The sequence below is a fragment of the Bradyrhizobium sp. USDA 3240 genome (assembly GCF_054063295.1).
On sequence record NZ_JBSSGD010000002.1, the window covers coordinates 2,673,761 to 2,700,094 of the forward strand.

The window sequence follows — 26,334 nt, forward strand, 5'->3', positions numbered from 1 at the left end:
TTCAGGACCAGAATCAGGGCACACGGACAACGACACAAGCCCACGCGAAAATCGCGTTGGCTGCCGCAACCGTTCTCTTTCATCCGGACTGTAACCGTCGGCTTCGGAATTGCACCGAATCTGCTGACCCTTCTACCGGCTTCACGGAAGAAGGCGCTCGCGGGCTTGGGCTCATCGCCCTTTACCGCCGGTGGGGATTTTCGCCCCGCCCTGAGAACATCGGCACGCCCGGGGATGGACGTGCCTGAGGCGAAATATGACCAAACCGCGACAGCGGGGCAAGCACCTTTGGCATGGGGAAACGGCATGTCCCCATGAGCGCGCCGCGGCTCTTGCAGAGAGATGTGAGCGCCCGAAACGCTGATTCACGCGTGCGGCGAGGCGCCGGCAAATGGTTAATAAATCGTTACGCGAACGCCTAGATTCCGATTTGTTCGTAAAATCACAAGTGTGGCGGAGATCAGCTGTGGACGATGCGCGCTTTGGCTGTGGACGGACTCGGCGTGCGGTTGCGCGGATTCCGCAAATCACATCACTTCATCGGCGTCAGGTCCAGGGGCATCCGGAAGCCCGGTCAGGGAACTGCACTCGGCCACGACGCAGTATGTCGCAAGTGCCGGCTTCCGTGTGCGTATCAAGCGATCATAAGAACAAGGTCCGAGACGGCATGTCCCTCCTCGAAAGCATTATCGATTCCCGGAACAACCCGCTTGCGGTGGTCGAAGATATCGCCACCGACAACAACTGGGCGTTCGAGCGTTCCGGCGAAGACGAGGTGACGATCGTCTCCAAGGGAGACTGGATCGATTATCAGCTCTCCTTCACCTGGATGGGAGAGATCGAGGCGCTGCATCTCGCATGTGCCTTCGACATGAAGATGCCGCAGGCGCGGCGCGCCGAGGTGCAGCGGCTGGTCGCCGCGATCAACGAACAATTGTGGGTCGGCCATTTCGATCTGTGGACCCACACCGGCATGGTGATGCATCGCCAGGCGCTGGTGCTGCCCGGCGGCCTCACCGCGTCCACCGCGCAATGCGAGGCCATGGTGGTCAACGCGATCCACGCCTGCGAGCGCTACTATCCGGCGTTCCAGTTCGTGGTGTGGGCCGGCAAGTCGACTGCCGAGGCGATGGCCGCCGCGATGTTCGATACCGAGGGCGAGGCGTAAGCGCATCCTCAGTGTCGTCCCGGCCTAGTGCGCAATTGCGCACGGGAGCCGGCAACTGTTATGTTGGTTTGGTTTGCAGGTACGGCTTTCGGTCTCGCATGATGGCATTGAGGACCGTCAGCAGCTTCCTGGCGACGGCGATGAGGGCGAGTTTGGCTGGTTTTCCGGCCTGTCGCAGTCGTGCATAGAAGGCCTTGAACGGATCAGCTCTGCGGACTGCGTTGAGGGCCGCCATATAAAGGGCGTCACGAACGCGCTTTCGGCCGCCCGCAATCTTGCGCTTGCCGCGGAAGGCGCCGCTGTCGACGTTGAAGGGGGCAAGGCCAGCGAGCGCTGCGAGCTGTTTCGGTCCGATCCGCCCGAGTTCCGGCATCTGCGCGATGAGCTGCATGCAGGCCACGGGACCCACGCCGGGCAGCGAACGCATTAACTTCGCATCGTCCGCGATCTCCGCTTCGGCTTTAATCAATGCGCTGATGTCGGCCTCGATCTCGGCGATCTCGCTGTCGAGGACCTCGATGAGGCGGCCAATGCGTTCGGCCATGGCGCGATCGTCGGCCTCGCTGCGCCGGTTCTTCTCCTGGGCGCGCATCAGGACCAGCTGATCCCGCCGTTTTGCAAGCCTCGCCAAGGCGTTGCGTGCAGGATCGGCGACCTGCTCGGGGGCGGGCTGCATGGCCCGCGCAAAGGCTGCCAGCATCCGCGCATCGATCGGATCGGTCTTGGCGAGCAGGCCGCTAGCCCGTGCAAAGTCGCGGGCACGGGCCGGGTTGATCCGTGCGAACTGGATCCGGCCTGACGTAGCGCCTCGCGAAGCGCGAGGTCATAGATACCCGTCGCCTCGAAGACGACCAGCGCATCGCATTGCCAACGCGCCACCTGCTGTGTGATGGCCTGTGTCGCGTTGGCAATGCGCCTCGGCACGCCGTCAGCCTCATCAAAGATATCGAGGTGTTTTTTGGAGATGTCGATTCCGACGTAACGAAGAGCTATGATCACGGTGCCTGTCCCTGTGATGCGAGGTCTGTTGGCGCAGCCTCGTGCAACTGTTCAGGTTTGTAGATGGAACGGGCGGGAGACCGAGCCGGCTCACGGCGTCAAGCGCCAAGGACCCAACGGCTTCCCGCCCACCCCATCATGACAGACTTCCAAGACACAGGGACCCATACTCCCCGGCCCCAGTGGTTGAGCAAACTGCTTGTGGCGCCCGCTTCGCTTTACTAGAACGACCTGTGGTTATGGGTCCCGGCCTTCGCCGGGACGACGAGCGGTGACACCTGTGAACACAACCAACGCACTGAAAGATTCGACCGGCATCATCGCGCTCGCGGGCGCGGGCAAGATGGGCGGCGCGATGCTGACCGGCTGGCTCGCGCAGGGCCTTTCGCCGAAGCATGTCGCGGTGATCGATCCGCATCTTTCGCCCGAGATCTCCGCGCTTGCCGCCAAGGGCGTGCGGCTCAATCCGCAGGCGACGGATCTCGGTACGGTCGACGCACTGGTCGTCGCGGTGAAGCCGCAATCGTTCCGCGACGCCGGCGCCGCGCTGAAGGCGCTGGTCGGTCCGTCGACGCTCGTGGTCTCGATCATGGCCGGCACGACGATGTCAGCGCTGGAAGAAGTGGTTGGCGGCGCGGTGGTGCGCGCAATGCCGAACACGCCGGCGGCGATCGGCCGCGGCATCACGGTCGCGGTGCCCTCGAAGCGCGTCACCGCCGCGCAGCGCGCCATGACGGACGCGCTGCTGAAGGCGACCGGACTGGTCGAATGGGTCGACGATGAGAGCTTGATGGACGCGGTGACCGCGGTCTCCGGCTCCGGCCCGGCCTATGTCTTCCTGCTCGCCGAGGAGCTGGCCCGCGCCGGCGTCGCGGCCGGCCTGCCCGAGCAGCTCGCGACCACGCTGGCGCGTGCGACCGTCGCCGGCTCCGGCGAGTTGCTGCATCGCTCCGATCTGCCGTCGGCGACGCTGCGGCAGAATGTCACCTCGCCCGGCGGCACCACCGCCGCTGCGCTCGAGGTGCTGATGGCGAGCGACGGCATGCAGCCGCTGATGACCCGCGCCATTGCTGCCGCGACCCGGCGCTCGAAGGAATTGGCGAAGTAGCTGCCTGCTGATCCCGTCACCCTGAGGTGCTCGCGAAGCGAGCCTCGAAGGGTGCACGGCCCGCGGCCATCCTTCGAGGCGCGCAAGGGCGCGCACCCCAGGATGACGTTCGAACAAGTGGATCGGTGCGCGTCGGCCGTTTCGCTTACTGCGCCTGGCCCGACGTCCCGGCGAGCCGCTTGTTAAAACTCTCGACATTGATCAGGCCGCGGGCGTGGCGGCCTTCGCCGAGCTTGCGCGCGCCCTCAAAGGCCTTGACCGCGAAGCGGATCACGCGGCGCTCGACCGCGATCACCTTTGCGGTGGTCCGCACTGTGGACCCGACGAGCGCGGCGGCGAGATGGCGAATATCGACCTCGGTCCCGACGGTGACCCAGCCGGGCTGCAACGCGCTGCGGATGGCATCGCCCGACGCCATCTCCATTTCGAGGATCATCATCGGCGTCGCATAGACCATCGGCATGCCGGGCACGAAATGCCCGACCGTGCGCTCCGGCGGCACCACCAGCATGCGCTCGGCGCTCATGCCGATCTTGATGAAATCGCGTGCGTCCATGGAGACCTTGCTCGTCATTCCGGGGCACGCGAAGCGTGAACCCGGAATCTGGAGATTGTTGATCGAGATCCCGGGTTCGCGCTAATGCGCGCCCCGGGATGACGCTAACGCGTCACTTCTTCGCCACAGCCGCGCGCTCGACGAAGGTCTTGCCGCCCTTCATCTTGTGATGCAGCGGCGCTTCGTTGATCTGGATCACGACGGCGTCGGCGTCGACGCCGAGGTTCTTCACCAGCGCCTGGGTGATGTCGCGCATCATGCCGGCCTTCTGCTCGTCGGTGCGGCCGGCGGCCATGCTCACGGTGATCTCGGGCATCGGAATAACTCCCTGGTTGTTGTTGACGCGCAGACCGGTCGTCTGCCGGTCTGGCTGGCGCGCCATCTTTTTGAAGATGGATGCGCGGGTCAAGCCCGCGCACGACAAACCAGCTATCCCCAGTTCACGTCGTGGCGCGCGAGCACCTCACGAACCTTGGCGACCAGATCGACCTCAGCGCAGGAGAACTGGGCGGGGCGCGTTTCGCGCCATTCCTGATTGGACGCGATCGCGGCCGCCGCCTTGGCGCCCTCGATCAAATCCTTGATCTGCACCTCGCCGCGCGCCTTCTCATCCGAGCCCTGAATGATCACGCAGGGCGAATTGCGGCGGTCGGCATATTTGAGCTGGTTGCCCATGTTCTTCGGGTTACCGAGATAGAGCTCGGCGCGGATGCCGGCCTGGCGCAGCTGCGTGACCATCTTCTGATAGTCCGCGACGCGGTCGCGATCGAACACGGTGACGACGACGGGCCCGAATTCGGCCTGCGTATCGAGCTGGCCGAGCATCGTGAGCGCGGCCTGCAGCCGCGAGACGCCGATCGAGAAGCCGGTCGCCGGCACCGGCTCGCCGCGGAAGCGCGAGACGAGCCCGTCATAGCGGCCGCCGCCACCGACCGAGCCGAACCGCACCGGGCGGCCCTTCTCGTCCTTGGTATCGAGCAGCAGTTCAACCTCGTAGACCGGGCCGGTGTAGTATTCGAGACCGCGAACGACGGTCGGATCGATGCGGATGCGATCCGCGCCATAGCCGGACGCCGCGACCAGTTTCGCGATCTCTTCGAGCTCGCTCACGCCCGCCTGACCGACTTCACTCTTCGCCAGGTAGGTCTCGGCCGCAGCGATGGCCTCTCGCCAATCCGCGCGCTGCTGCGTGACGGCGAGCACGATGTCGGCATCCGCCGGGCTCAGCTCGGCGCCCTTGGTAAAGTCGCCCTTGCCCTCTTCGCCGCCATCCCATCGTCCGGGGCCAAGCAGCTTGCGGACCTCGTCGGCAGGAAACTTGTCGAGCTTGTCGATCGCGCGCAGCACTGTGAGCCTGCGACCTGCATTGTCGTCGCCGCCGAGACCGATCGCCTCGAGCACGCCGTCGAGCACCTTGCGGTTGTTGACCTTCACGACATAGGAGCCGCGCGGAATGCCGAGCGCTTCCATCGTGTCGGCCGCCATCATGCAGATTTCGGCGTCGGCCGCCGGCGTCGCCGAGCCGACCGTGTCGGCATCGAACTGCATGAACTGGCGGAAGCGGCCCGGACCCGGCTTCTCGTTGCGGAACACATAGCCGAACCGATAGGACCGGTACGGCTTCGGCAGCGCGTCGAAGTTCTCCGCGACATAGCGCGCCAGCGGCGCGGTCAGGTCGTAGCGCAGCGAGATCCACTGCTCGTCATCGTCCTGGAACGAGAACACGCCTTCGTTGGGGCGGTCCTGGTCGGGCAGGAATTTGCCGAGCGCGTCGGTATATTCCATCGCCGGCGTCTCCACCGGCTCGAAGCCGTAGAGTTCGTAGACGGCGCGGATCTTCTCGACCATCGCCCGCGTGGCATTGATCGCGGCCGGGCCGCGATCTTCCAGCCCGCGCGGCAGGCGCGCCTTCAGTTTCTGGGGTTTTTTGGGTTTCTCGGCCATTGGCGGCGTTTACCAGCGGACGCGCAAGGCGGCAACCCGGCTCTGCGCCGCCGCCGCGGCCGAACACCGGTCCTCAGGGCTGCTCCATCCGCGCGCGAAGCGCGTCGGCGTCGGCTTTCGGCATCGATTTCAGCAGCGACTTGATGGTCTCGCCGCCGACGATCTTGCCGTTGCGCATGAACATCCAGTCGGAGATGTCGGCGCCCTTGAACTCGGCGAGGTCGCCGGCCCGCTTGCCCGGCAGGTCGCGCGGCTGGTTGGCGAACCGGCCGGAATAGCCGCCGCTCGGCAGCTTCTTCACCTCGCGCATCCAGATGTGCTCGCCCTCGTTGCGATGGGTCGGAAAGCGGACCTTGAGCGAGTGCTGGGTCTCCGACGGTTTTGGCGCCTCATAGGAGGCCCAGAACGCCGGGAGCGTTTCGCGCGCATGGCTGATCGCGGCATTCATCTCCGGGTCGGCGGTGCGGACATCGATCACCGGCGAGCGGTCCTCGGCGCGCGCCGTGTTGGTTCCGGCGAGCGCGAACGCAGCCGCGATCAGCACGGCACAGGTCAGACGTGTTACGGGAGTTTTGGTCATGTCATCACGTGAATGGGGATTGTTTGAAGCGGGAGGCGAGACTTTGTCGCGCGCTCGCGGCAGGCCGTTCATGCGATGACGGCGGATGACACGGAAAAATGACGGCCGCGACAAAGCGTCGGCGTGCTGCTGGAGTTGCAAAGCGAAAGCGCCTCTCCCTTTGCAAAGGAGAGGCGCCAAATCGAAGTCAGCAGTGGAACCGCTGCGTCAGGCGACGTTCCTGATCCAGTTATGCGGGTCGTTGGTGCGACCGTACTGGATGTCGACCAGCTTCTTGCGGAGGCCCATCGCGACCGGGCCGGCCACGCCGCCGCTGATCTGGAAGTCGCCGCTCGCCGAGCACACCTTGCCGATCGGCGAGATGACGGCCGCGGTGCCGCAGGCGAAGGCTTCCTTCAGCTTGCCGCTGGCAGCGTCGGCACGCCACTGCTGGATCGTGTAGGGCTCCTCGCGCACGCGCGTGCCGGCATCCTTGGCAAGCGCGATGATCGAGTCGCGGGTGATGCCGGGCAGGATGGTGCCGAGCGGCGGCGTCGAGAGCGAGCCGTCGTCGAACGCGAAGAAGATGTTCATGCCGCCGAGCTCCTCGATGTAGCGGCGCTCAACCGCGTCGAGGAACACGACCTGGTCGCAGCCGCGCTCGATCGCTTCCGCCTGCGCGCGCAGGCTTGCGGCATAGTTGCCGCCGCACTTGACGGCGCCGGTACCACCGATCGCGGCCCGCGTGTAATTTTCCGACACCCAGATCGAGACCGGCGCGGGACCGCCCTTGAAATAGGAGCCGACCGGCGATGCGATGACCGAGAAGATGTATTCCGCCGACGGCTTCACGCCGAGGAAGACCTCGCTCGCGATCATGAACGGCCGCAGATAGAGACTGCCCTCGCCGCCCGGGATCCAGGCGCGATCCATCCGCACCAGCTGCTCGACCGCGTCGATGAACACCTCCTCGGGCAGCGGCGCCATCGCCATGCGGTCGGCCGAATCGTGGAAGCGCCGCGCATTGGCGTCGGGACGGAACAGGTTCACACCGCCATCGTCGCGCCGGTAGGCCTTGAGACCTTCGAAAATTTCCTGGGCGTAGTGCAGCACCGCGCCGGCCGGATCGAGCGGAAAATTCGCGCGTGCCTCGACGCGGGCGCTGTGCCAGCCCTTGCCCTGGCTGTAGCGGACGATCGCCATGTGGTCGGTGAAGACGCGGCCGAAGCCCGGGTCCACGAGCTTCGCTGCACGATCCTTGTCGGATGTGGCGTTCGGCGAAGGCTGGATGTCGAATTTCAAAGTCATTTTTCTTGCTTTCCGCTGTCGGAACCGGCGCCATACCGGGCGACGGCCTGTTTCCCCCGGAGCCATCAGGCTCGGCTGGTGCAAACTTCACCACCGCCGGCAACCCAGCCGGTTTCCATCGCCAACATGCCGGTTAGACATGCTTTTGCGGAGTGCTGAAGTCCAGTATGTTTGCCGAAATGCCGCTCGACAATCGCACGGTAGTCCAATTCGCGGCCCAAACCGCCACACAGGCTCTTTCAGGCCGCCTCAAACGCTGTCGGGGACGAAACGACCTAATGTTTCGTCGTGACTGGCAGTTTTGTAACATTGAACCCAAGATACGTCAATATGACTGACATAAATTTCTCAGGCATGGCTGCCAAGCCCGATTCGCAGGGAGATGATCACGCTCCTGCGGCGGGTGGCCGCGACCTGCGCTGGGACATCATCGAGCTGTTGTTCTTCGCCTACCGCGACTTTGTCGGCGACGCCGACCAGGAGCTGGAGGCGTTCGGCTTCGGCCGCGCCCACCACCGCGTCATCCACTTCGTCACCCGCTATCCCGGCCTGAAGGTCGCCGACCTGCTCGACGTCCTGCGCATCACCAAGCAGTCGCTCGGACGCGTGCTCAAGCAGCTGCTGGACGAAGCCTACATCGTGCAGAAGACCGGCAACAACGACCGCCGGCAGCGCCTGCTCTACGCGACGCCGAAGGGCGAGGCGCTGGTCGCCAAGCTCGCAGGGCTGCAGACCGACCGCATCAACCGCGCCATCGCCGGCATCGATCCGGCCGGCGTCGAGACGGTTCGCCAATTCCTCCGCGCGATGATCGACCGCGACGATCCCGACAAGGTGCTCGAAGCGATCTTCGGCGGCGGCAGAAAAACAAGGGAGTGAACCTGGTGCAGGCTGCAACCCTGGTGCGCACGCCGGTCGAGCCGGCCGACGACGCGCCGCATCTCCTGCTGGTCGACGACGACCGGCGCATTCGCGACCTGTTGTCGCGCTTCCTCTCCGGCGAAGGCTATCGCGTCACGACGGCCATGAGCGCCACCGACGCGCGCGCCAAGCTGCTCGGGCTGCATTTCGACCTGCTGATCCTCGACGTGATGATGCCCGGCGAGAACGGCTTCGACCTCGCCCGCTTCATCCGCACCTCCTCGACGGTGCCGATCATCATGCTGACCGCCCGCCATGAGGCGGAAGCCCGCATCGAGGGCCTGCAGATCGGCGCCGACGACTATGTCGCCAAGCCGTTCGAGCCGCGCGAGCTGGTGCTGCGCATCGGCAATATCCTCAAGCGCACCGCGCCGCCGCAAGTCACTGTGGTCGAGCAGATCGCGTTCGGCCCCTACATCTTCCACATCGAACGCAGCGAGCTGCGCCAGGGCGAGGAGATCATCCATCTCACCGACCGCGAGCGCGAGATGCTGCGTATCCTCGCAAGCGCGCCCGGCGAGACCGTGCCGCGCGGCGAATTGACCAGCGGCGGCACCGTCAATGAGCGCGCGGTCGACGTCCAGATCAACCGCCTGCGCCGCAAGATCGAGCACGATCCCGCCAATCCGCTGTTCCTGCAGGCGGTACGCGGCATCGGCTATCGCCTGGTCGCCTCGCCGTAAGATGCAGCCATGAGCACGCTCGACACCGGCCTGACCCTGATCAAGAACGCCTCGCAGCGCGTCTCGAAGGCGAACGGCTGGATGGGCAACGCGTTCAAGAGCTGGATGCCGACCGGCCTCTATGCGCGCGCGCTGCTGATCATGATCGTGCCGATGGTGATCTTGCAGACCGTGGTCGCGTTCGTGTTCATGGAGCGGCACTGGAACACGGTGACGCGCCGCCTGTCCGCCGCGGTGGTCTCCGACATCGCCGCGCTGATCGACGTCTACAAGATCTATCCGCAGGACAAGGACCGCGCGCAGCTGCGCGGCATCGCCCAGAAGCTGCAGCTGGTGGTCGACTTCCTCCCCGCCGGCGACATGCCGCCGCCGGGGCCGAAGCCGTTCTTCTCGCTTCTCGACCAGACCCTGTCAGTGCAGCTCGGCCGCCAGATCAGCCGTCCGTTCTGGATCGACACCGTCGGCAAGTCCAACCTGGTCGAGATCCGCGTCCAGCTCGACGATTCCGTGATGCGGATCTTCGCCCAGCGCAGCGCGGCCTACGCCTCCAACTCGGAGATCTTCATCTTCTGGATGGTCGGCACCTCGTCGATCCTGCTGATCGTCGCCGTGCTGTTCCTGCGCAACCAGATCAAGCCGATCCTCAGACTGGCCGATGCCGCCGAAAGCTTCGGCAAGGGCCGAGAGGCGCCGAACTTCCGGCCGCGCGGTGCGCGCGAGGTGCGGCGCGCGGCGCAGGCCTTCATCGAGATGAAGGCGCGCGTCGAGCGTTCGATCGAGCAGCGCACCGCGATGCTCGCCGGCGTGTCGCATGATCTGCGCACCATCCTGACCCGCTTCAAGCTCGAACTCGCCCTGATCGGTGAAGGCCCCGAGATCGACGCGATGCGCAAGGACGTCGACGAGATGTCGATGATGCTGGAGGACTACCTTGCCTTCGCACGCGGCGATTCCGGCGAGGTCGCGCAGCCGACCGACATGGCGATGGCGCTGGAGGAATTGCGCAGCGACGCCGAACGTCACGGCCACACCGCAACCGTCGCGTTCCACGGCCTGCCCGTCGTCACGGTGAAGCCGGCCTCATTCAAGCGCTGTCTCGCCAATCTCGTCTCCAACGCGGCGCGCCACGCCAACACGATCTCGATCACCGGCCAGCGCGACCACCGCTATCTCAACATCACGGTCGACGACGACGGCCCTGGCATCCCCGCCGCCATGCGCGAGGAAGTGTTCAAGCCCTTCCTGCGGCTCGACGACGCCCGCAACCAGGACGAAGGCGGCAGCGGCCTCGGACTTGCGATCGCCCGCGACATCGCCCGCTCGCATGGCGGCGACATCATGCTCGGCGAAAGCCCGATGGGCGGCCTGCGCGCGGCGGTGCGGATTCCGGTGTAGCTACCAGCGGTAAGACAGGGTGCCGATCACCTGACGCCGTTCGCCGGCATAGCAGTAGCCGGACTGACAGGTCTGGTAGCGGGTGTCGAACAGATTGGTCGCGTTCAAGCGCGCGGTGGCGCCGAGCAAGCGCCGGTCGAGCTTGCCGAGATCGTAGTCGATCACCGCATCGAACAACGTTCTCGCCGCATTCTGGAACGTATTCTGGTCATTGCCGAAGTTGGTCCCGATGTAACGGACACCGAGGCCGAGCCCGAGCCCTTCGACCGGGACGCCGGACTGGAAGGTGTATTTGCCGAAGGCGGCGAAGGAATTCCTCGGAATGCCGGAGAGCTCATTGCCGGTCGTATCGGGATTGCCCTGTGTGATCACGACGTTGAGATGGGTGTAGGCCGCGGTGAGATCAAATCCCTGCTTGAGCGCCAGCTTCGCCTCGAGCTCCACGCCCTTCGATTCGACCTGTCCGGTTGCCGCCTGGAACGCCATGTTGCTCGGATCGGTGCGCAGCACATTGTCCTGCGTGATGTCGAACACCGCGGCGGTCAACAGCACCGGCACCTGCGGCATCTGGTACTTGATGCCGATTTCCTTCTGCTCGCCGGTGGTCGGCTTGAACGGCGATCCCGATGCATCGACGCCGACCTGCGGAGCGAATGCCGTCGCGTAGCTGACATAAGGCGCAATGCCGTTGTCGAAGACGTAAGCGAGGCCCGCGCGGCCCGTGAAGGCGGTGGCCTTCTGCGTTGACGGCACGCCGTCGAGGCCTGCGGTCGTCGTCTGCGAGACCCAGCTCTGCCGGCCATTGAGCGTCAGAACGAAGCCGCCGAGCTTGGCCTGCTCCTGCGCATAGACCCCGACCTCGTCGGTCGACTGCTTGTTGAAGATCGAGAATGCCGGCGACGCGATCGCCTGGGCACCGTAATTCATCGTCAGGAGATTGAGATCGGGAGCCGCCCCGTAGCCGATCTTGTCGTTGTAGTAGGAGTGCCCGTAATCAACGCCGAACAGCGCCGTGTTCTTGATCGCGCCGAGCATGAACTTGGCCTCGGCCTGGTTGTCGAGCGTCACCGTATTGAAGCTATCCAGGATCCGCCACGCGGATCGCGACGCGAGATTGGTGCTGCTGTCGATGGAATCGATCTGGGTGTATTTCGCGTCGGTGTCGACCTGATAGAAGCGGAAGTTCTGCCGCACCGTCCAGACGTCGTCGACATTGTGCTCGAACGCGTAGCCGATGCGATACTGCTTCTGATCCATGGCGCTGAAGGCCGGATCGTTCGAATAGATGTTGGTCAATTGTCCGTCGGGCGTGCGGAAGTTGCCGATGCTCGCGGCGGTTCGGCTGCTTTGATATTCGCTGAGGATCGTGAAGGACGTATCGACGTCGGGCCGCCAGGTCAGCGCGGGCGCGATGTAGGTGCGATCGTCGTCGTTGCCGGGATACCAGGTCTTGGCGTCACGGAGCAGACCCGTCAGGCGATAGTACAATTGGTCGCTGCCGGGCACCGGGCCACCGATATCGAAGCTGCCCTGGTAACGATCATAGTTGCCGGTCTGCAGCTGCACCTCGCCGAACGGCGTCATGGTCGGCCGCTTCGTGGTGACGTCGACGATGCCGCCCGGAGAGCCGAGGCCGTAGAGGCCCGAGGCCGGTCCACGAAGGATCGACACGCTGTCGAGACCGTAAGGTTCGATCTTGGGAATGGCGAAGTTGCCGCCGCCCTGGCGAAGGCCGTCGCGATAGATCCCGGTATAGGTCGCATCGAAGCCACGGATGTAGAAACTATCGAACCGGGGATCATAGCCGAACGCCGTGGTCGTGACGCCGGGCGTGTAATTGACGGCGTCCTTGAGCGTCTGAACGTTGCGATCCCTGAGCTCCTTCTGCGTGACGACCGACAGCGACTGCGGCGTCTCGATCAGCGCCGTGTTGGTCTTGGTGCCGGCCGTGCTGCCGGTCGCAACATAACCGGTCGTTGCACCGACCGTGCCGGCCGCGCCTTGCGACCGCGGAGCCTGGTTCTGAGCGGGCGCCGCAACGGTGCGGCGTCGGTTCGATACGGTGGCGCGCGAAGACCTGGCGTTCCGACTCGAGGCGGCGGCACTGCGCTTCCTTGCAGTGTCAGGTTCATCCACCGTCACGGCAGGAAGCACGCTGACATTGTTTTGCGGAGTGCTGGTTTGTGCCTGAGCGCTGGCGACGTTCGTACCCATCGGCACCAGCAAGACCGAACCGAGAAACGCTGCGTTGATCGCAGCCGTTGATGCAAGCAAGCTGCGCTTGCTCCGCGACGAAGCCATTCCCACCAAACAATCCCCACACTTCCGCAAGGCCGATCTTGATCGAGCCGCGTGTTCGTCATTGAGCGGGCATCGATTGGGGCGAACTTCTATCGGCGGGATGCGCGAAATTCCACACGCGCAAAATAGAATCCATTGAAGCGCGCAATGCACGACACTGGAATGATTCGAGATGCGCGACACTGGAGCGATTCAAAAGACATGTTGTCGCAGCAGATTTTTCAGTGCGAGGAATTCGCTGCACGTCCTCGCTCTCTCTGAGACTCTCGAGCGCGAGGCACGCAGCGATCATTCAACGATGTTGATCTCACCCTGCAATGCGGTGGTGCATTGCGCGTGGCCGCGACCAACACCGGACATCATGTTTGACGTCCAATCTACTGAAGGTGAGCGGCCGGTGACTGTTGTGCGGCGAGACGAGCGCCAGGCGTCAACCTTTAGCGACAACGGTGAAGCGAATGCGCTGGCGCGCGCATCATCGCAAACTGGGTCGCGCGAACGCACGCCCGATGACAGGCAGCGCAAAGCGGCTTGGCAATCTTGTCGCGCGCTGTCCGCAATGATGGTGGTGCAAAACGCCACGTCCTCTCGAATTGAGCGAGGACGTGCTCAGGCGCGCGGCGGCAATCGAAGGCGCTGCGCCTACTTCTGCTTGGGCAGCAGGCCCTTCAGCTTTTCCATGTCCTTGACGTTCATCTTCATGCCGCCGGGCATGATGATGTCACCGGGCTTCTGGTCGCTCTTGCAGGCGCCGAGCCATTTCGCCTCGATGGTCATCGTGGTGTCGCGGGAGCCCGCTGCGCCGCCCTCCGCGTGCGAGCTGCTCTTGACCGTGTAGGCGGAATTGAAATCGCCGACGATCTCGGCATGGCTCTTCATCGACATGCCGGCGACGCTGCACACGCTGTCGCTGACATAGCCGGTCGCGGTCTTCTGGATGTCCTGCTTGGAGCAGACTTCCTTGGCCATCGGCGAGGCCGCCGCGCTCATCTCCTTGTCGGTGGTCTCGTCGGTGCAGTGCTGCATGGTGATTTCCGGCATCGGCCCGCCGGTGCGCACCATCTTCATCTCCCACAGACCCGCCTTGCGGGTCGGCAGGTCGACGGCGCTCGCAGCACCGGTGGACAGGACAAGGCAAACAGCAGAACCAAGCAAGGCAAGCTGTCGGGTCATGCGGTGAGCTCCCGGCTGAACGATCGAAGGATTTGGAGCGCGCTCAGTAGAGCGTGCGCACCGGCCTCTGAGCCGAACCATAGGGTACCCAGCGGCAGGCAAAGGAGATGTAGCCGCCCGGATAGCGCTGCATCGCAAGGAACTTGACCACCTTGCCGTAGGAAGCGCAGTGATCGACGGCGAGCTGCCGCGCGTCAGTCTGGGCCGCCAGCGAATAGGCGATGATACCGCCGGTATCATTGCCCTTGAACGGTGGCACCGGCTGCATCCAGTCGGCTTGCGCCGGACCAACGGCCAGCATCCCGCTAACGGCAACCAGGCACGCGGCCAATTTCCTTCGCATCGCAGACTCCATTTCGCTGGCGACCAACATAGAGCGCGCCGGCGACCATGGAAAGAACGAGCCGGCTGCCGGAAGTGGACTTCTCCGCAGGTGTTGCCGCGCTGCACTTGACCTTGCCGGGGCTTCACGGCACCGTCCGCCGCATCGGATCATCGGGTGGATTCCCATGCGCAACCTGTTCAACTCCCCCAATAAACTCAGCCATAAGCTCGGCCTCGGCGCCGCGCTCGTGGTCGGCCTTCTGGCGTTCGGGGGCACGGCTCAGGCCGCCAATCCGTTCGAACTCAATTTTTGGCTGTCCGGCCCGCGCTATGACGGCAATGTGGCCCCCTGCGAGAAGGCCCTGGCGATCATCAGCAACCAATTTCAGGAAAAGGAAGCCACCTTCTGGAATTCGCCGCTCGTGATCACCGGCTACAACCGGATCCACGAAACCGCCTTCCGTCCCTGGCAGTCCGACAATATTCCGCGCCGCTATTGCTCGGGCGATGCGATGTTGAGCGACGGCAAGGTGCGCAAGGTGCACTATTCGATCATCGAGGACGGCGGCTTTGCCGGCCTCAGTCAGGGCGTCGAATGGTGCGTCGCCGGGCTCGACCGCAACTGGGCTTATAACCCGTCCTGCAAGGCCGCCCGGCCCTGATCTCCGACCAGTTCGGTCAAAACGGAAGCCGCCGCCACCCAGACGGCGGCTTTTGTTCTTGAAATGTTCCAGTAGCCTGCTAGGCTCTGAATGGTCGCGTGAGGGGAGCGTTTGATGCCTCGGTTGGTCACAATTTCCCGATTTCTGATTTCAGCTGCCTTCGTTCTGTGTGGTGCGATGGGGGCCTCGGCCCAGGATCGCCGGCAGAATGCGCCCGGTGAGTTCGATTTCTATGTGCTGTCGCTGTCGTGGTCGCCCTCGTTCTGCGAGGCGGCGAGCGAGCGCGGCAACAATGGCCGCGGCACCCAGGCGCAGTGCGGCGGACGGCCATACTCGTTCGTGGTGCACGGGCTGTGGCCGCAATATGAGCGGGGCTTTCCGGAATACTGCCAGCGCCCCTCGCCCCGCCTCGCCCGCAACATCATGACCTCGATGCTCGACCTGATGCCGGCGCCCGGGCTGATCTACAACGAGTGGGACAAGCACGGCACCTGCTCCGGCCTCGGCGAGCGCGCCTATTTCGAAGCCATCCGCAAGGCCCGCGCCGCGGTGAAGATCCCCGAGGAATTCCTGCAATTGACGGAGCCGAAGACGATCGCGCCCGACGAGCTGGAGACGGCGTTCATCAAGGCCAATCCGGGGCTCAGCAACTCCGCGATCTCGGTGACCTGCGACAGCAAGCGGCTCAGCGAAGTGCGGATCTGCCTCAGCAAGGATCTGCAATTCCGCTCCTGCGAGGAAATCGATCGCCGCGCCTGCCGCCGCGATCAGGTGCTGATGCCGCCGGTTCGCGGCGGCTGACGTCTCGTCCACCTCACGGCCGGGCAGGCGCGCGTCGTTGTGCCGAGTGTCCCGGCCATGGACGCCACCACGAAACCAGCGAGATAAGGCATGATGCCCGGGACAGGCCGGGCATGACGCAGTACAACATGCGCACCCTCTGGAGCGCAGCGTCATCGCATGAACTATCGTCACGCCTTTCATGCCGGCAGCTTTGCCGACGTCATCAAGCACATCGTGCTGGTGCGCATGCTCACCTATTTGCAGGAAAAGCAGGCGCCGTTCCGCGTCATCGACACCCATGCCGGCGCCGGCCTCTATGATTTGACATCGAGTGAAGCGCAGCGCGGCGGCGAATGGTTGACCGGCATTGCGCGGCTGATGCAGGCGCGGCTCTCCGACAAGGCGCTGCCGCTGATCGGGCCCTATCTCGACATCGTCAGGGCATTCAATCCGCGAGGCGAACTGAAAGCCTATCCCGGCTCGCCGTTGATCGCGCGGGCGCTGCTGCGTCCGCAAGACCGTCTGACGGCCTGCGAGATCGAGCCTGCGGCGCGCAAGCAATTGATCGATGCATTGCGACGCGATGCGCAGGCGCGCGTCGTCGATCTCGATGGCTGGATGGCGCTGCCCGCATTCGTGCCGCCGAACGAGCGGCGCGGCCTGGTGCTGATCGATCCGCCGTTCGAAGCGAAGGACGAGTTCGAGCGACTGGCCAGTGCCTTCACGGCAGCGTTCGCGAAGTGGCCGACCGGCGCGTACCTTTTGTGGTACCCCGTAAAATCCCGGAGAGTTTCCGACGAGCTCGCACGCAGCGTTGCCGCGACAGCAGCAAGCAGCCGGCCCGCGGGCAAATGCTTGCGTTTGGAATTCAGTGTGGCGCCGCAAGAAGTGGACGCAGGCCTCGTTTCCACCGGCCTTTTGATAGTGAATCCGCCGTGGACGCTGGCGGGCGAGCTGAAGATCATCCTGCCCGAACTCGAGAAGCCGCTTGGTCAAGGCGGCGCCGGACGCTTCAGACTCGAAACGCCTAAACCTTGAACGGTAGCACCCACTGAAAAGTTCTATTTGAGCATAGGCAACGCGCGCGGAACCGTATTATGCTCATCCTGTTACGACTGGCTTTACGTTCCGCTTCCGCGAATGGTTGCGGCGGAGTGACAAGGCCGAAATAAAATCCAGGCAGACCGGCGGCGTGACGCCGGCTTGTTCAGGTGGCCAAGCTTCCGACAAGCGAATGTCGGTCAACCACTACGCGGCGTGCGCGTAGCGGTGGAGCAATACGGGGGAGGAGTTTTCCCGATGGCCATGACTGGGACAGTCAAGTTCTTCAACGGAGAGCGTGGCTATGGCTTCATCAAGCCTGACGATGGCGGCCGCGATGTGTTCGTTCACATCACGGCTGTCGAGCGTGCAGGGTTGAAGGACCTGACTGAAGGACAGCGCATTACGTTCGAGGTTGAACCGGACAAGAAGGGCAAGGGCCCGAAGGCGGTCAACCTGGTGGTTTCATGATGAGCTCTCGCGGTGCGTGGCTCGTGATGAACAGCGAATGAAGCGTTGCGTGTGAGTTGACCGCAGGGCGCGTGGCTCGCGCTCGCTGCAAGACCGCCTGCATGATGCGGACGCGACTGACGGTGCCCGCATATTGGATGCGTGCGGCCGTCCGACCGGTTTCGCGGACGCCGTGGCGTTCATGCAGCAGTGCGTGATGTCGACGTGCTCAGCACAAAGAAAAACCCGGCCACGCGACGCGCGGCCGGGAGTTGATGTCTGACGTTTTCTTGTTCTCAGAAGTGATAGTTGATGCCGGCGCGAATCAGGCTGAAGCTGTAACCGTTCGACGCGCCGCCGGTGATCGTGAAGTTGCTGTTGGCGAGATCGACGTAGAGATATTCGATCTTGGCGCTCCAGTGCGGGGCAAAGCCCATTTCGGCGCCGGCACCGACGGTGAAGCCCGCATTGGTATGCGACTCCGATATGCCGAAGGTCTCGCCGCGCAGTTCGCCGAAGGCAAGACCGCCGGTCGCGTAGAACAGCACGTTGTTGACCGCATAGCCGGCGCGGCCGCGCACCGTGCCGAACCAAGGGTTGGAGAACTTCCACGGCGCGAACCGATCGTCGGCCGTGGTGCCCTGGATGTCGGCCTCGATGCCGAACACCCAGGGAGAGCCGTTCTGGAAATTGTAGCCGGCCTGCACGCCGCCGGCGAAACCGGACGGCTTGGTCGGGTTGTTTTCGACCGAACCCCAGCCATAGCCGACGTTGCCGCCGAGATAGGGCCCGGCCCAGCTGTAGGCATTGAGCGGCTGATAGACGGTATAGGGCGAGCCGTAGTTGAGATCGGCCGCCGCCGACGACGTCGTCCAGCCTGCGACGATCAGTGCCAGCGCACGCGCAACCAACCGGGTCATTGGTACTCTCCACCACGCAACTGCCGCAGCCCGCAGGCCCGAGGCCGGCGTGGTTACGGAATTCCACTTTTTTCGCTAAGGTTTATCGAGAGTTTTAAGTTAAAGGGTTGTTAAGCCCGGTTACCGGCCCGCTCATCAGTCTTAACAATGTGTTACCGACCCGCCCCGGCGGCCGCGCTGGGCCGGTAACGTCCTGCAATCGGGGTTGTTTTTCCTGCGTCGCCAACGCTGGCGAGCGGTCGCCCAAGCGCTTAATTTACGGCCCATGGTTCACGATTCTCCCGAGCGCCCGACGCCGGCCCCCAAGGCTGATCTCAAGCCACGGCGCAGTTCAAAGTCCGATCTGCCGCAGGACGACCTGACGCTCGACACGAGCGACCTCGATCCCGAAAGCTCCGCCACTGAGGAGGACGACGAGGCACGTCTGCCCGAGGTGTCGGAGGACACCACCGAGACGGTTGCCGAGGGGACGCTCTCGATCGGGCATGAGGCGATCGAGAACGCGGTCCGCCTCGCCCCGACCTCGCCCGGCGTCTACCGCATGCTCAACGCCGCCAACGACGTCCTCTATGTCGGCAAGGCGAAGAACGTCAAAAAGCGGCTGTCGTCCTATGCGCGGGCCAACGCGCCGCTACCGGCGCGCATCCTGCGCATGATCGCGGCGACCACGCATGTCGAGATCGTCTCGACCATGACCGAGACCGAGGCGCTGCTGCTCGAAGCCAATCTGATCAAGCAGCTCCGGCCGCGTTTCAATGTGCAGCTGCGCGATGACAAATCGTTTCCGTATATTTTGATATCGGGCGATCACTGGGCGCCGCAGATCCTCAAGCATCGCGGCGCGCAGTCGCGGCCGGGACGCTATTTCGGCCCGTTCGCCAATGCAGGCGCCGTCAACCGCACCATCACGGCGCTGCAGCGCGCGTTCCTGATCCGCTCCTGCACCGACGGCTTCTTCGAAAGCCGCAGCCGGCCCTGCCTGCTCTATCAGATCAAGCGCTGCGCCGGCCCCTGCACGCGCGAGATCGATTTTCCCGGCTATACCGAACTGGTGCGCGAGGCGACCGAATTCCTCTCCGGCCGCAGCCACGCCGTGAAGCAATTGCTCGCGGCCGAGATGGAGAAGGCCTCCGGCGAGCTCGAGTTCGAGACCGCAGCGCTGTACCGCGACCGCCTCGCGGCGCTGTCGGCGATCCAGTCGCAGCAGGGCATCAACCCGCGCACGGTCGAAGAGGCCGATGTGTTCGCGATCCACCAGGAAGGCGGCTATTCCTGCGTCGAGGTGTTCTTCTTCCGCACCGGCCAGAACTGGGGCAACCGCGCCTATTTCCCGCGCGCGGAGAAGACCTTCACGCCCGAGGAAGTGCTGTCCTCATTCCTCGCGCAGTTCTACGACGACAAGCCGCCGCCGAAGCTGATCCTGCTGTCGCACGAGATCGAGGAAAGCACGTTGCTCGCCGACGCGCTGTCGGTGAAGGCCGGATCCAAGGTCGAGGTTTCCGTGCCCAAGCGCGGCGAGAAGAAGGAATTGATCGGCCACGCGCTCACCAACGCGCGCGAGGCGCTCGGCCGCAAGCTCGCCGATACCGCAACGCAAAGCCGGCTGCTGGAGGGCATGGTCACGACGCTCGGCCTGCCGCATACGCCGAAGCGCATCGAGGTCTACGACAACAGCCACATCCAGGGCACCAACGCAGTCGGTGCGATGATCGTGGCCGGGCCCGACGGGTTCATGAAGAACCAGTACCGCAAATTCAACATCAAGTCGGAAGGGCTGACGCCCGGCGACGATTACGGGATGATGCGCGAGGTGCTGGAGCGCCGCTTCAAGCGGCTGCTGAAGCCGCCGGAGGGCGAGGCTGCCAAAGCAAAGGACAAGGCGGACGACGAGTCGTTCCCGCAATGGCCCGATCTCGTCATCATCGACGGCGGCCGCGGCCAGCTCAACGCGGTCCGGCAGATTTTTGAAAACCTCGGGCTGACCCAGGTCTCGCTGATGGCGGTGGCGAAGGGGCCGGAGCGCGATGCGGGGCGGGAAACCCTGTTCATGCCGGACAGCGAGGCCATCAAGCTCGAGCCGCGCGACCCGGTGCTCTATTTCATCCAGCGGCTGCGCGACGAGGCCCATCGCTTCGTGATCGGATCGCACCGCAAGCTGCGCAAAAAGGACATCCGCGAGGCCGGCTTGCAGGAGATCCCGGGCATCGGCCCGTCGCGCAAACGTGCCTTGCTGCACCACTTCGGAACGCTCAAGGAGATCGAGCGGGCCTCGATCGCCGACCTCGGCAAGGTTCCCGGCGTCAGCGCCGAGAGTGCCCGCAAGATTTTCGAGTTTTTCCACGCCCAGCCGGGTTAAACCAAAGGCGAGTCATCAGGACGTCGCCTGCGACAGGGCATCTAGGGCATGATGCGGAAAAGTGGCAAGCAACGTTCTGAAAAGATCATGCATAAACAAGGGACTAAGGGGCCGTGACTAATCAACCTAATCTCGCCGCGCTCTGGCGCCCGCACGGTTGACCTTCTCGCTTCAGCGGTATTGGTAGAACGGATGAACATCGCGACGACCCGGGGACAGGGCAAGACTATGTCCCTCCCGAATATCCTCACCTACGCCCGGATCGCCGCGATCCCGGTGGTGATCGGCTGTGTCTACTGGCAGTCGATCCTGGACGGCCCGTTGTGGCTGCGCTGGGTGGCGCTGGCCGTGTTCATTGCGGCGGGTATCACCGACTATCTCGACGGCTATTACGCGCGCATGTGGGACCAGCAGTCCGCTTTCGGCCGGATGCTCGACCCGATCGCCGACAAGCTCCTGGTCGCCTCCAGCCTCTTGATGCTGGCCGCCGACAACTCGATCCATGGCTGGACGCTGTGGGCGGCGATCGTGATCCTGTGCCGCGAGATCCTGGTCTCGGGCCTGCGCGAATATCTCGCGGGCCTGCGGGTCAGCGTACCCGTCACCAAGCTTGCGAAATGGAAGACCACGATCCAGCTGGTGGCGATAGGCTTCCTGATCGCGGGCGAGGCCGGCGAGCAGGTCCTCCCGGCGACCACCCTGATCGGCATCGTGCTGCTCTGGATGTCGGCGATCTTCACGATCTACACCGGCTGGGACTACTTCCGTGCCGGCATCCATCACCTCATCAAGGAGGATGAGGGATGAAGCTGAAATATTTCGCCTGGGTGCGCGAGCGCATCGGCAAGGCCGAAGAGATCGTCGAGCCGCCGGCCGAGGTGCGCACGGTCGGCGAGCTGATCGGCTGGCTGGCCGCGCGCGACGACGGCTACGCCCATGCCTTCGAAAAGCCCACCGTGATCCGCGCGGCGATCGACCACGCCCATGTCAAACCGGACGCTGTGATCTCCGGCGCGCGCGAGATCGCATTCTTTCCGCCGATGACCGGCGGCTAAGTCTCGTCATGACGATGACAGCGACCATCCGGATCCAGCAAGCCGACTTCGACGTCGCGCAGGAGATCGCGGCCTTAAGCAAGGGCCGCACCGATGTCGGCGCGGTCGTCAGCTTCAGCGGCATCTGCCGCGGCAGCGAGCAGGGCGAGCCGATCGCCGCACTGACGCTCGAACATTACCCTGGCATGGCGGAGGCCGAGATTGCGCGCCATGCCGACGAGGCGCTGGCGCGCTGGCCGTTGCAGGGCCTCACCATCATCCATCGCTTCGGCCGCATCGCACCGGGCGAGAACATCGTGCTGGTCGTGACCGCCTCGGCGCACCGGCAGGCCGCGTTCGAGGCAGCCGAGTTCCTGATGGACTATCTCAAGACCAACGCACCGTTCTGGAAGCGTGAGGAAAGCGCACGCGGCACGAACTGGATCGAGGCGCAGGGCCATGACGACGCGGCCGCCGCGCGCTGGACCAAATCCTGATGGCCAAGCGCAGCAAAGTGCCGGCCGGGCGCAGCCCCGCCGCGCCGAAAACGCCCAAGGAAGCGCCCAAGAAAGCACCGAAGGTCGGCGCCGGCGAGCTTCACACCCTGTTCGATTTCCTGCGCTACGCGGTCAGCCGCTTCAACGCGGCCAAGCTTGTGTTCGCGCATGGCACCACCGATCCGGTGGCCGAGGCGGCGTTCCTGATCTCCGAGACGCTGCATTTGCATCCCGATCAGTTCGAGAGCTTCGCGAACGCGCGTGTCACGATTGCCGAAGGCAAGCAGATCCTCGACCTGATCGAGCGGCGGATCGCGACGCGAAAGCCGGCCGCCTATCTCGTCAACAAGGTCTACATGCGCGGCCTGCCGTTCTATGTCGACGAACGCACCATCGTGCCGCGCTCCTTCATCGGCGAATTGCTGGATTCGCATTTCGGCGGCGACGAGGACGGCACCTCGCTGATCGGCGATCCCGCCGACGTCGAACGCGTGCTCGACCTCTGCACCGGCTCCGGCTGCCTTGCGATTCTGGCCGCCCGGCATTTCGCCAACGCTGCGGTCGACGCGGTCGATATTTCAAAGGATGCGCTCGACGTCGCCGCGCGCAACGTCGCCGACCACGGCCTCGACGACCGCCTGATGCTCCATCGCGGCGACCTGTTCAAGCCGCTCGGCGACGTCAGCTACGATCTCATCATTTCGAACCCGCCCTACGTCGATGCCGAGGGCATGGCCGCACTGCCGCGCGAGTGCCGGGCCGAGCCGAAGATCGCGTTCGACGGCGGCGCCGATGGGCTCGACATCGTCCGCCGCCTGCTCGATGAGGCCAAGCGGCACCTGACCCCGCAAGGCGGGCTGCTCTGCGAGATCGGCCGCGGCCGCGACAATCTCGAGGCCGCCTATCCCAACCTGCCGCTGCTCTGGCTCGACACCGAGGACTCCGAGGGCGAGGTGTTCTGGATCGCTGCCGCCGACCTCTGACCGGCACGCCGCGGCCGGCTCCGGTCTATTACGGAGCGGCGGCTTCGAAGCCGACCAAGACGAAGCGAAAATCGTGTGCAGTTCCAGCCGGTTCGGAAGATCGCTGGCCCGTCGAATCAACAATGGTGCTAAGCTTGCGCTCCGGGGACGTTCGGAGAGAGGGCGCGGGCGCGCGACATGATTCGCATTTCGACGATCTTCATCGCCATCTGCATGGTGCTGGTCGCAGCCTCGCTCGGCTTCGTCCTGTATTCGGTGGCGGGCATCAGCGGATCGGAATCGGCGATCGTGGCGCTCACCGCCCTCACCTGCCTGATCCTCTACAATGCCGTGTCGATGCGGCTCCGCGACCGCAGCGATGTCGGCGGCCAGATCGCGGATCTGTCGCGCGGCACCGCCGACCTCGCCCGCCAGGTCGCCGAATTCGGCCGCCGGCTGGCCGCAGTCGAAGGGCGCGTCGCCTCGGCGAACTCCACCGGCGCCGACCGGATCCAGGGCATGGCCGGCGAGATCAACGAGCTTGGCGGCCTGGTGCGGCAGCTCGCGGCGTCGGTCGCCCATCATGAGGATTTGCTGGCGGCAGCGCCCCTGACGCAACCGGTCGCCGCGCCGCGCGACGATCTGCTGCAACCGGTCCCGCCGGCTCCGACCGTCGTGTTTGCGCCTCCGCCGCCTGCTGCGCCCCCATCGCCGATCTCACGCAGCCAGACCCAGCTCATCGGCGCGATCGGGCACGCCATCGACGAGAATCGCCTCGACATCTACCTGCAGCCGATGGTGACGCTGCCGCAGCGCAAGGTGCGCTACTACGAGGCGGTGACGCGGCTGCGCGACGAGCGCGACCAGGTGCTTGCCGCCGACGATTTCATCGAGGCGGCCGAGGTCGGCGGCCTGATCGGCCGCATCGACCACATGGTGATGCTTCGCTGCGTCCAGGTGCTGCGCCGCCTGATGATCCGCAGCAAGGATGTCGGCGTGTTCTGCAACGTCTCGGCCGCGACACTGGCAAGCCCGCAGCACTTCACCCAGTGTCTCGACTTCCTCGATGCCAACCGCGCGCTGGCGCCCTCCTTCGTGCTCGAGTTCAAGCAGGCGACGTTCCGCAATCTTGGCCCGGTTGAAAGCGAGAATCTCGCGGCGCTGTCGCAGCGCGGCTACCGGTTCTCGATCGATCACGTCAGCGACCTCCGCCTCGAGCCGCGCGAGCTCGCCGACCGCGGTGTCCGCTTCATCAAGGTGCCGGCCGCGCTGCTGCTCGACGCCAGGCAGAGCGCAACCACCGATATCGATCCCTCCGATCTGTCCGACCTGCTCGGCCGCTTCGGCATCGACCTGATCGCCGAACGGATCGAGGGCGAGCGCTCGGTGGTCGACCTGCTCGACTACGATGTCCGGTTCGGCCAGGGCTTCCTGTTCGCCCCGCCGCGACCGTTGCGGCCGGAGGGGGCATCTGCTACCGCCGAAGCTCCGCAGACCAAGCCCCAGGACCTCAATGGCGCCGGCACTTCCGCACCCGTCTCCAGCCCCGCAGCGCCACCGCGCACAACCGGCAGCGCCGCGCTGGCGCGCCGCGCGCTCGGGCCCAACTGACCGGCAGTTCGCATCATGACATCGTTGCGTTTCGTGGAGCGGCTGCGCGACCTCACTGGCGACGTCGACGTCGTGCTGTCGGACATCTGGGGCGTCGTGCACAACGGGCTCGAATCCTTTCCTGAGGCATGCGAGGCGCTGCACACGTTCCGCCAGCAGGGCGGCACCGTCATCCTGATCACCAACGCGCCGCGGCCGGCCGATTCCGTGCAGCGCCAGCTGCGCAAGCTCGGCGTCGCCGACGAGACCTATGATGCGATCGTCTCCTCGGGCGACCTGACGCGCCACTTCGTCGCCGATCATCCCGGTCAGAAAATATTCTGGATCGGCCCGGAGCGCGACAGCTCGATCCATCGCGGCCTCGACGCCACCTTGGTGCCGCTGGAGCAGGCCGACTACATCATCTGCACCGGCCTGTTCGACGACGAGACCGAATCCGCCGAGGATTATCGCGACACGCTGCTGAAGGCGCTCGAACGCAAGCTGACGCTGGTCTGCGCCAATCCGGACATCGTGGTCGAGCGCGGCGACCGGCTGATCTATTGCGCCGGCGCGGTTGCCGAGCTTTATCGCGAGCTCGGCGGCGAGTCGGTCTTCTACGGCAAGCCGCACCGGCCGATCTACGAGCGCGCCATGGCGCTGGCCACTGAGCGCCGTGGGCGGCCGACCGATCTCAGCCGCGTGCTCGCGATCGGCGATTCCGTGCGCACCGACCTCACCGGCGCCCATGGCTTCGGCATCGATCTCCTGTTCGTCACCCGCGGCATCCATTCCGAGCAGTTCGAGGGCATCGAGCAGCTCGATGCGGCCTCGATCAAGGAACTGTTCGGCCATCCGCCGCGGGCGCTGATGCGCGAGCTGAAGTGGTAGCGGGCAGCCCCGCAGGGGCGCGCTGCCAAAATATCGAAAACAACCCCATACAAAGTAGCCGGCGGCGGCCGACGGTCGGCCAGCCGACTTGACACGTCGGGCAACTCAGGGATATTCTTCTAATATTCCGAAATTATGCAATGCTTCAGTCCCGTCATCCCCGCGCAAAGGCTTTGCCGTTGCGCGGGGGTGACGGTGAGGCGGCGCTGGTCATTCGCTGACGCGCAATGAGATGAGGATGAATCGTGGTGCGATGGACGGGCGCTTACGCGGTCGCCATGTCCGGGAAGACCGCTTCGATCTTGGTCTTCAGCGTCGCCGCGTTGAACGGCTTGACGATGTAGTTGTTCACGCCGGCCTTCTTGGCCGCGATCACGTTCTCGGTCTTGGATTCCGCCGTGATCATGATGAAGGGCGTGGTCGCGAGATTGGGATCGGCGCGGACTTCCTTGAGCAGGTCGTAGCCGGTCATCGGCTCCATATTCCAGTCGGAAATCACCAGGCCATACTTCTTGCCGCGCATCTTGTTGAGCGCCGCAGAGCCGTCGGAGGCATCGTCGATATTCTCGAATCCAAGCTGCTTGAGAAGATTCCGGATGATGCGGATCATGGTGCTGTAATCATCAACCACCAGAACCGGCATGGACAAATCAACCGCCATCTTTTCCCCCAAAACCACTGACGCAACTTGGCTTCTGCACAAACGCAG

At 64.5% G+C, this 26,334-nt stretch carries 26 protein-coding genes, 1 pseudogene and 1 riboswitch; of the genes and pseudogenes, 16 read left to right on the forward strand and 11 right to left on the reverse strand.

The genetic code is table 11. The annotated features are described in order from the left end of the window. Positions 1 to 67: 67 nt before the first annotated feature. A riboswitch (FMN riboswitch) is annotated at positions 68 to 222 on the reverse strand. A 445-nt stretch (positions 223 to 667) separates the two neighbouring features. Then, the gene (locus ACVIGA_RS13370) at positions 668 to 1,168 is read left to right on the forward strand and encodes a type III secretion system chaperone family protein (protein ID WP_016844492.1); all 501 of its coding nucleotides are present in this window, start codon (positions 668 to 670) and stop codon (positions 1,166 to 1,168) included. 58 nt (positions 1,169 to 1,226) lie between these two features. On the opposite strand, the pseudogene ACVIGA_RS13375 reads toward ACVIGA_RS13370, so the two are convergent. Next, positions 1,227 to 2,167, reverse strand: a pseudogene (locus ACVIGA_RS13375) (IS110 family transposase). Positions 2,168 to 2,510: 343 nt separating this feature from the next. Between ACVIGA_RS13375 and proC the strand changes: the two are divergent. After that, positions 2,511 to 3,275, forward strand: a complete 765-nt coding sequence (proC, locus tag ACVIGA_RS13380; protein WP_456670800.1) for a pyrroline-5-carboxylate reductase — start codon at positions 2,511 to 2,513, stop codon at positions 3,273 to 3,275. A gap of 145 nt (positions 3,276 to 3,420) precedes the next feature. On the opposite strand, the gene ACVIGA_RS13385 is transcribed toward proC, so the two are convergent. From ACVIGA_RS13385 to ACVIGA_RS13405, 5 genes are all read right to left on the reverse strand, one after another. After that, positions 3,421 to 3,831, reverse strand: a complete 411-nt coding sequence (locus ACVIGA_RS13385) for a thioesterase family protein (RefSeq protein WP_456666751.1) — start codon at positions 3,829 to 3,831, stop codon at positions 3,421 to 3,423. Between the two features lie 112 nt (positions 3,832 to 3,943). Next, a complete protein-coding gene (locus ACVIGA_RS13390; protein WP_456670801.1) occupies positions 3,944 to 4,147 on the reverse strand; it encodes a tautomerase family protein in 204 nt (67 codons plus the stop codon). A 113-nt stretch (positions 4,148 to 4,260) separates the two neighbouring features. Beyond that, the gene (gene hisS, locus ACVIGA_RS13395; protein ID WP_456666752.1) at positions 4,261 to 5,775 is read right to left on the reverse strand and encodes a histidine--tRNA ligase; all 1,515 of its coding nucleotides are present in this window, start codon (positions 5,773 to 5,775) and stop codon (positions 4,261 to 4,263) included. Positions 5,776 to 5,848: 73 nt separating this feature from the next. Beyond that, positions 5,849 to 6,355, reverse strand: coding sequence for a YegJ family protein (locus ACVIGA_RS13400; RefSeq protein WP_456666753.1), 507 nt, complete (start codon positions 6,353 to 6,355; stop codon positions 5,849 to 5,851). Between the two features lie 207 nt (positions 6,356 to 6,562). Then, positions 6,563 to 7,642 (reverse strand): branched-chain amino acid aminotransferase, encoded by a 1,080-nt coding sequence (locus ACVIGA_RS13405; protein ID WP_456666754.1) that lies wholly within the window; start codon positions 7,640 to 7,642, stop codon positions 6,563 to 6,565. 330 nt (positions 7,643 to 7,972) lie between these two features. Between ACVIGA_RS13405 and ACVIGA_RS13410 the strand changes: the two genes are divergently transcribed. From ACVIGA_RS13410 to ACVIGA_RS13420, 3 genes are read left to right on the forward strand one after another with little or no spacing between them, the layout of a single operon-like run. Beyond that, a complete protein-coding gene (locus ACVIGA_RS13410; protein ID WP_456666755.1) occupies positions 7,973 to 8,521 on the forward strand; it encodes a MarR family winged helix-turn-helix transcriptional regulator in 549 nt (182 codons plus the stop codon). A gap of 2 nt (positions 8,522 to 8,523) precedes the next feature. After that, positions 8,524 to 9,246: a response regulator gene (locus ACVIGA_RS13415; protein WP_171948219.1), complete on the forward strand. Its 723-nt coding sequence runs from the start codon at positions 8,524 to 8,526 to the stop codon at positions 9,244 to 9,246. Positions 9,247 to 9,255: 9 nt separating this feature from the next. Then, positions 9,256 to 10,641: an ATP-binding protein gene (locus ACVIGA_RS13420; protein ID WP_097671587.1), complete on the forward strand. Its 1,386-nt coding sequence runs from the start codon at positions 9,256 to 9,258 to the stop codon at positions 10,639 to 10,641. Here ACVIGA_RS13420 and ACVIGA_RS13425 read toward each other — a convergent pair whose 3' ends face one another. The 3 genes from ACVIGA_RS13425 to ACVIGA_RS13435 all read right to left on the reverse strand — a co-directional run bounded on the left by ACVIGA_RS13425 (position 10,642) and on the right by ACVIGA_RS13435 (position 14,458). Beyond that, a complete protein-coding gene (locus ACVIGA_RS13425; protein WP_456666756.1) occupies positions 10,642 to 12,915 on the reverse strand; it encodes a TonB-dependent siderophore receptor in 2,274 nt (757 codons plus the stop codon). Positions 12,916 to 13,584: 669 nt separating this feature from the next. Then, positions 13,585 to 14,115, reverse strand: coding sequence for a DUF3617 domain-containing protein (locus ACVIGA_RS13430; protein WP_456666757.1), 531 nt, complete (start codon positions 14,113 to 14,115; stop codon positions 13,585 to 13,587). A gap of 43 nt (positions 14,116 to 14,158) precedes the next feature. After that, positions 14,159 to 14,458, reverse strand: a complete 300-nt coding sequence (locus ACVIGA_RS13435; RefSeq protein WP_212313433.1) for a hypothetical protein — start codon at positions 14,456 to 14,458, stop codon at positions 14,159 to 14,161. 166 nt (positions 14,459 to 14,624) lie between these two features. Between ACVIGA_RS13435 and ACVIGA_RS13440 the strand changes: the two genes are divergently transcribed. From ACVIGA_RS13440 to ACVIGA_RS13455, 4 genes are all read left to right on the forward strand, one after another. Continuing rightward, entirely contained in the window at positions 14,625 to 15,101 is a 477-nt protein-coding gene (locus ACVIGA_RS13440) for a hypothetical protein (protein ID WP_456666758.1), read from the forward strand. 114 nt (positions 15,102 to 15,215) lie between these two features. After that, positions 15,216 to 15,902: a ribonuclease T2 family protein gene (locus ACVIGA_RS13445; protein ID WP_456666759.1), complete on the forward strand. Its 687-nt coding sequence runs from the start codon at positions 15,216 to 15,218 to the stop codon at positions 15,900 to 15,902. Between the two features lie 159 nt (positions 15,903 to 16,061). Further along, positions 16,062 to 16,922 (forward strand): 23S rRNA (adenine(2030)-N(6))-methyltransferase RlmJ, encoded by an 861-nt coding sequence (locus tag ACVIGA_RS13450; RefSeq protein ID WP_456666760.1) that lies wholly within the window; start codon positions 16,062 to 16,064, stop codon positions 16,920 to 16,922. Between the two features lie 261 nt (positions 16,923 to 17,183). Further along, complete coding sequence (locus ACVIGA_RS13455; protein WP_016844477.1) at positions 17,184 to 17,396, forward strand: cold-shock protein; 213 nt, start codon at positions 17,184 to 17,186, stop codon at positions 17,394 to 17,396. A 275-nt stretch (positions 17,397 to 17,671) separates the two neighbouring features. On the opposite strand, the gene ACVIGA_RS13460 is transcribed toward ACVIGA_RS13455, so the two are convergent. After that, positions 17,672 to 18,295, reverse strand: a complete 624-nt coding sequence (locus tag ACVIGA_RS13460; RefSeq protein ID WP_456666761.1) for an outer membrane protein — start codon at positions 18,293 to 18,295, stop codon at positions 17,672 to 17,674. A 265-nt stretch (positions 18,296 to 18,560) separates the two neighbouring features. On the opposite strand from ACVIGA_RS13460, the gene uvrC reads away from it, so the two are divergent. From uvrC to ACVIGA_RS13495, 7 genes are all read left to right on the forward strand, one after another. Continuing rightward, positions 18,561 to 20,651 (forward strand): excinuclease ABC subunit UvrC, encoded by a 2,091-nt coding sequence (gene uvrC / locus ACVIGA_RS13465; protein WP_456666762.1) that lies wholly within the window; start codon positions 18,561 to 18,563, stop codon positions 20,649 to 20,651. 192 nt (positions 20,652 to 20,843) lie between these two features. Continuing rightward, a complete protein-coding gene (pgsA, locus tag ACVIGA_RS13470; protein ID WP_223967181.1) occupies positions 20,844 to 21,458 on the forward strand; it encodes a CDP-diacylglycerol--glycerol-3-phosphate 3-phosphatidyltransferase in 615 nt (204 codons plus the stop codon). Next, positions 21,455 to 21,706, forward strand: coding sequence for a molybdopterin converting factor subunit 1 (gene moaD / locus ACVIGA_RS13475; RefSeq protein WP_173638532.1), 252 nt, complete (start codon positions 21,455 to 21,457; stop codon positions 21,704 to 21,706). The genes pgsA and moaD overlap by 4 nt, the downstream gene beginning before the upstream one ends. Positions 21,707 to 21,714: 8 nt before the next feature. Next, complete coding sequence (locus ACVIGA_RS13480) at positions 21,715 to 22,182, forward strand: molybdenum cofactor biosynthesis protein MoaE (protein WP_456666763.1); 468 nt, start codon at positions 21,715 to 21,717, stop codon at positions 22,180 to 22,182. Then, the gene (gene prmB, locus ACVIGA_RS13485; RefSeq protein WP_456666764.1) at positions 22,182 to 23,165 is read left to right on the forward strand and encodes a 50S ribosomal protein L3 N(5)-glutamine methyltransferase; all 984 of its coding nucleotides are present in this window, start codon (positions 22,182 to 22,184) and stop codon (positions 23,163 to 23,165) included. The genes ACVIGA_RS13480 and prmB overlap by 1 nt, the downstream gene beginning before the upstream one ends. 177 nt (positions 23,166 to 23,342) lie before the next feature. Further along, positions 23,343 to 24,755, forward strand: a complete 1,413-nt coding sequence (locus tag ACVIGA_RS13490) for an EAL domain-containing protein (RefSeq protein ID WP_456666765.1) — start codon at positions 23,343 to 23,345, stop codon at positions 24,753 to 24,755. A 15-nt stretch (positions 24,756 to 24,770) separates the two neighbouring features. Continuing rightward, on the forward strand, positions 24,771 to 25,625 hold the full coding sequence (locus ACVIGA_RS13495; RefSeq protein ID WP_456666766.1) for a TIGR01459 family HAD-type hydrolase: 855 nt from the start codon (positions 24,771 to 24,773) through the stop codon (positions 25,623 to 25,625). Between the two features lie 265 nt (positions 25,626 to 25,890). On the opposite strand, the gene ACVIGA_RS13500 is transcribed toward ACVIGA_RS13495, so the two are convergent. Beyond that, a complete protein-coding gene (locus ACVIGA_RS13500; RefSeq protein ID WP_016844467.1) occupies positions 25,891 to 26,286 on the reverse strand; it encodes a response regulator in 396 nt (131 codons plus the stop codon). Positions 26,287 to 26,334: the final 48 nt, after the last annotated feature.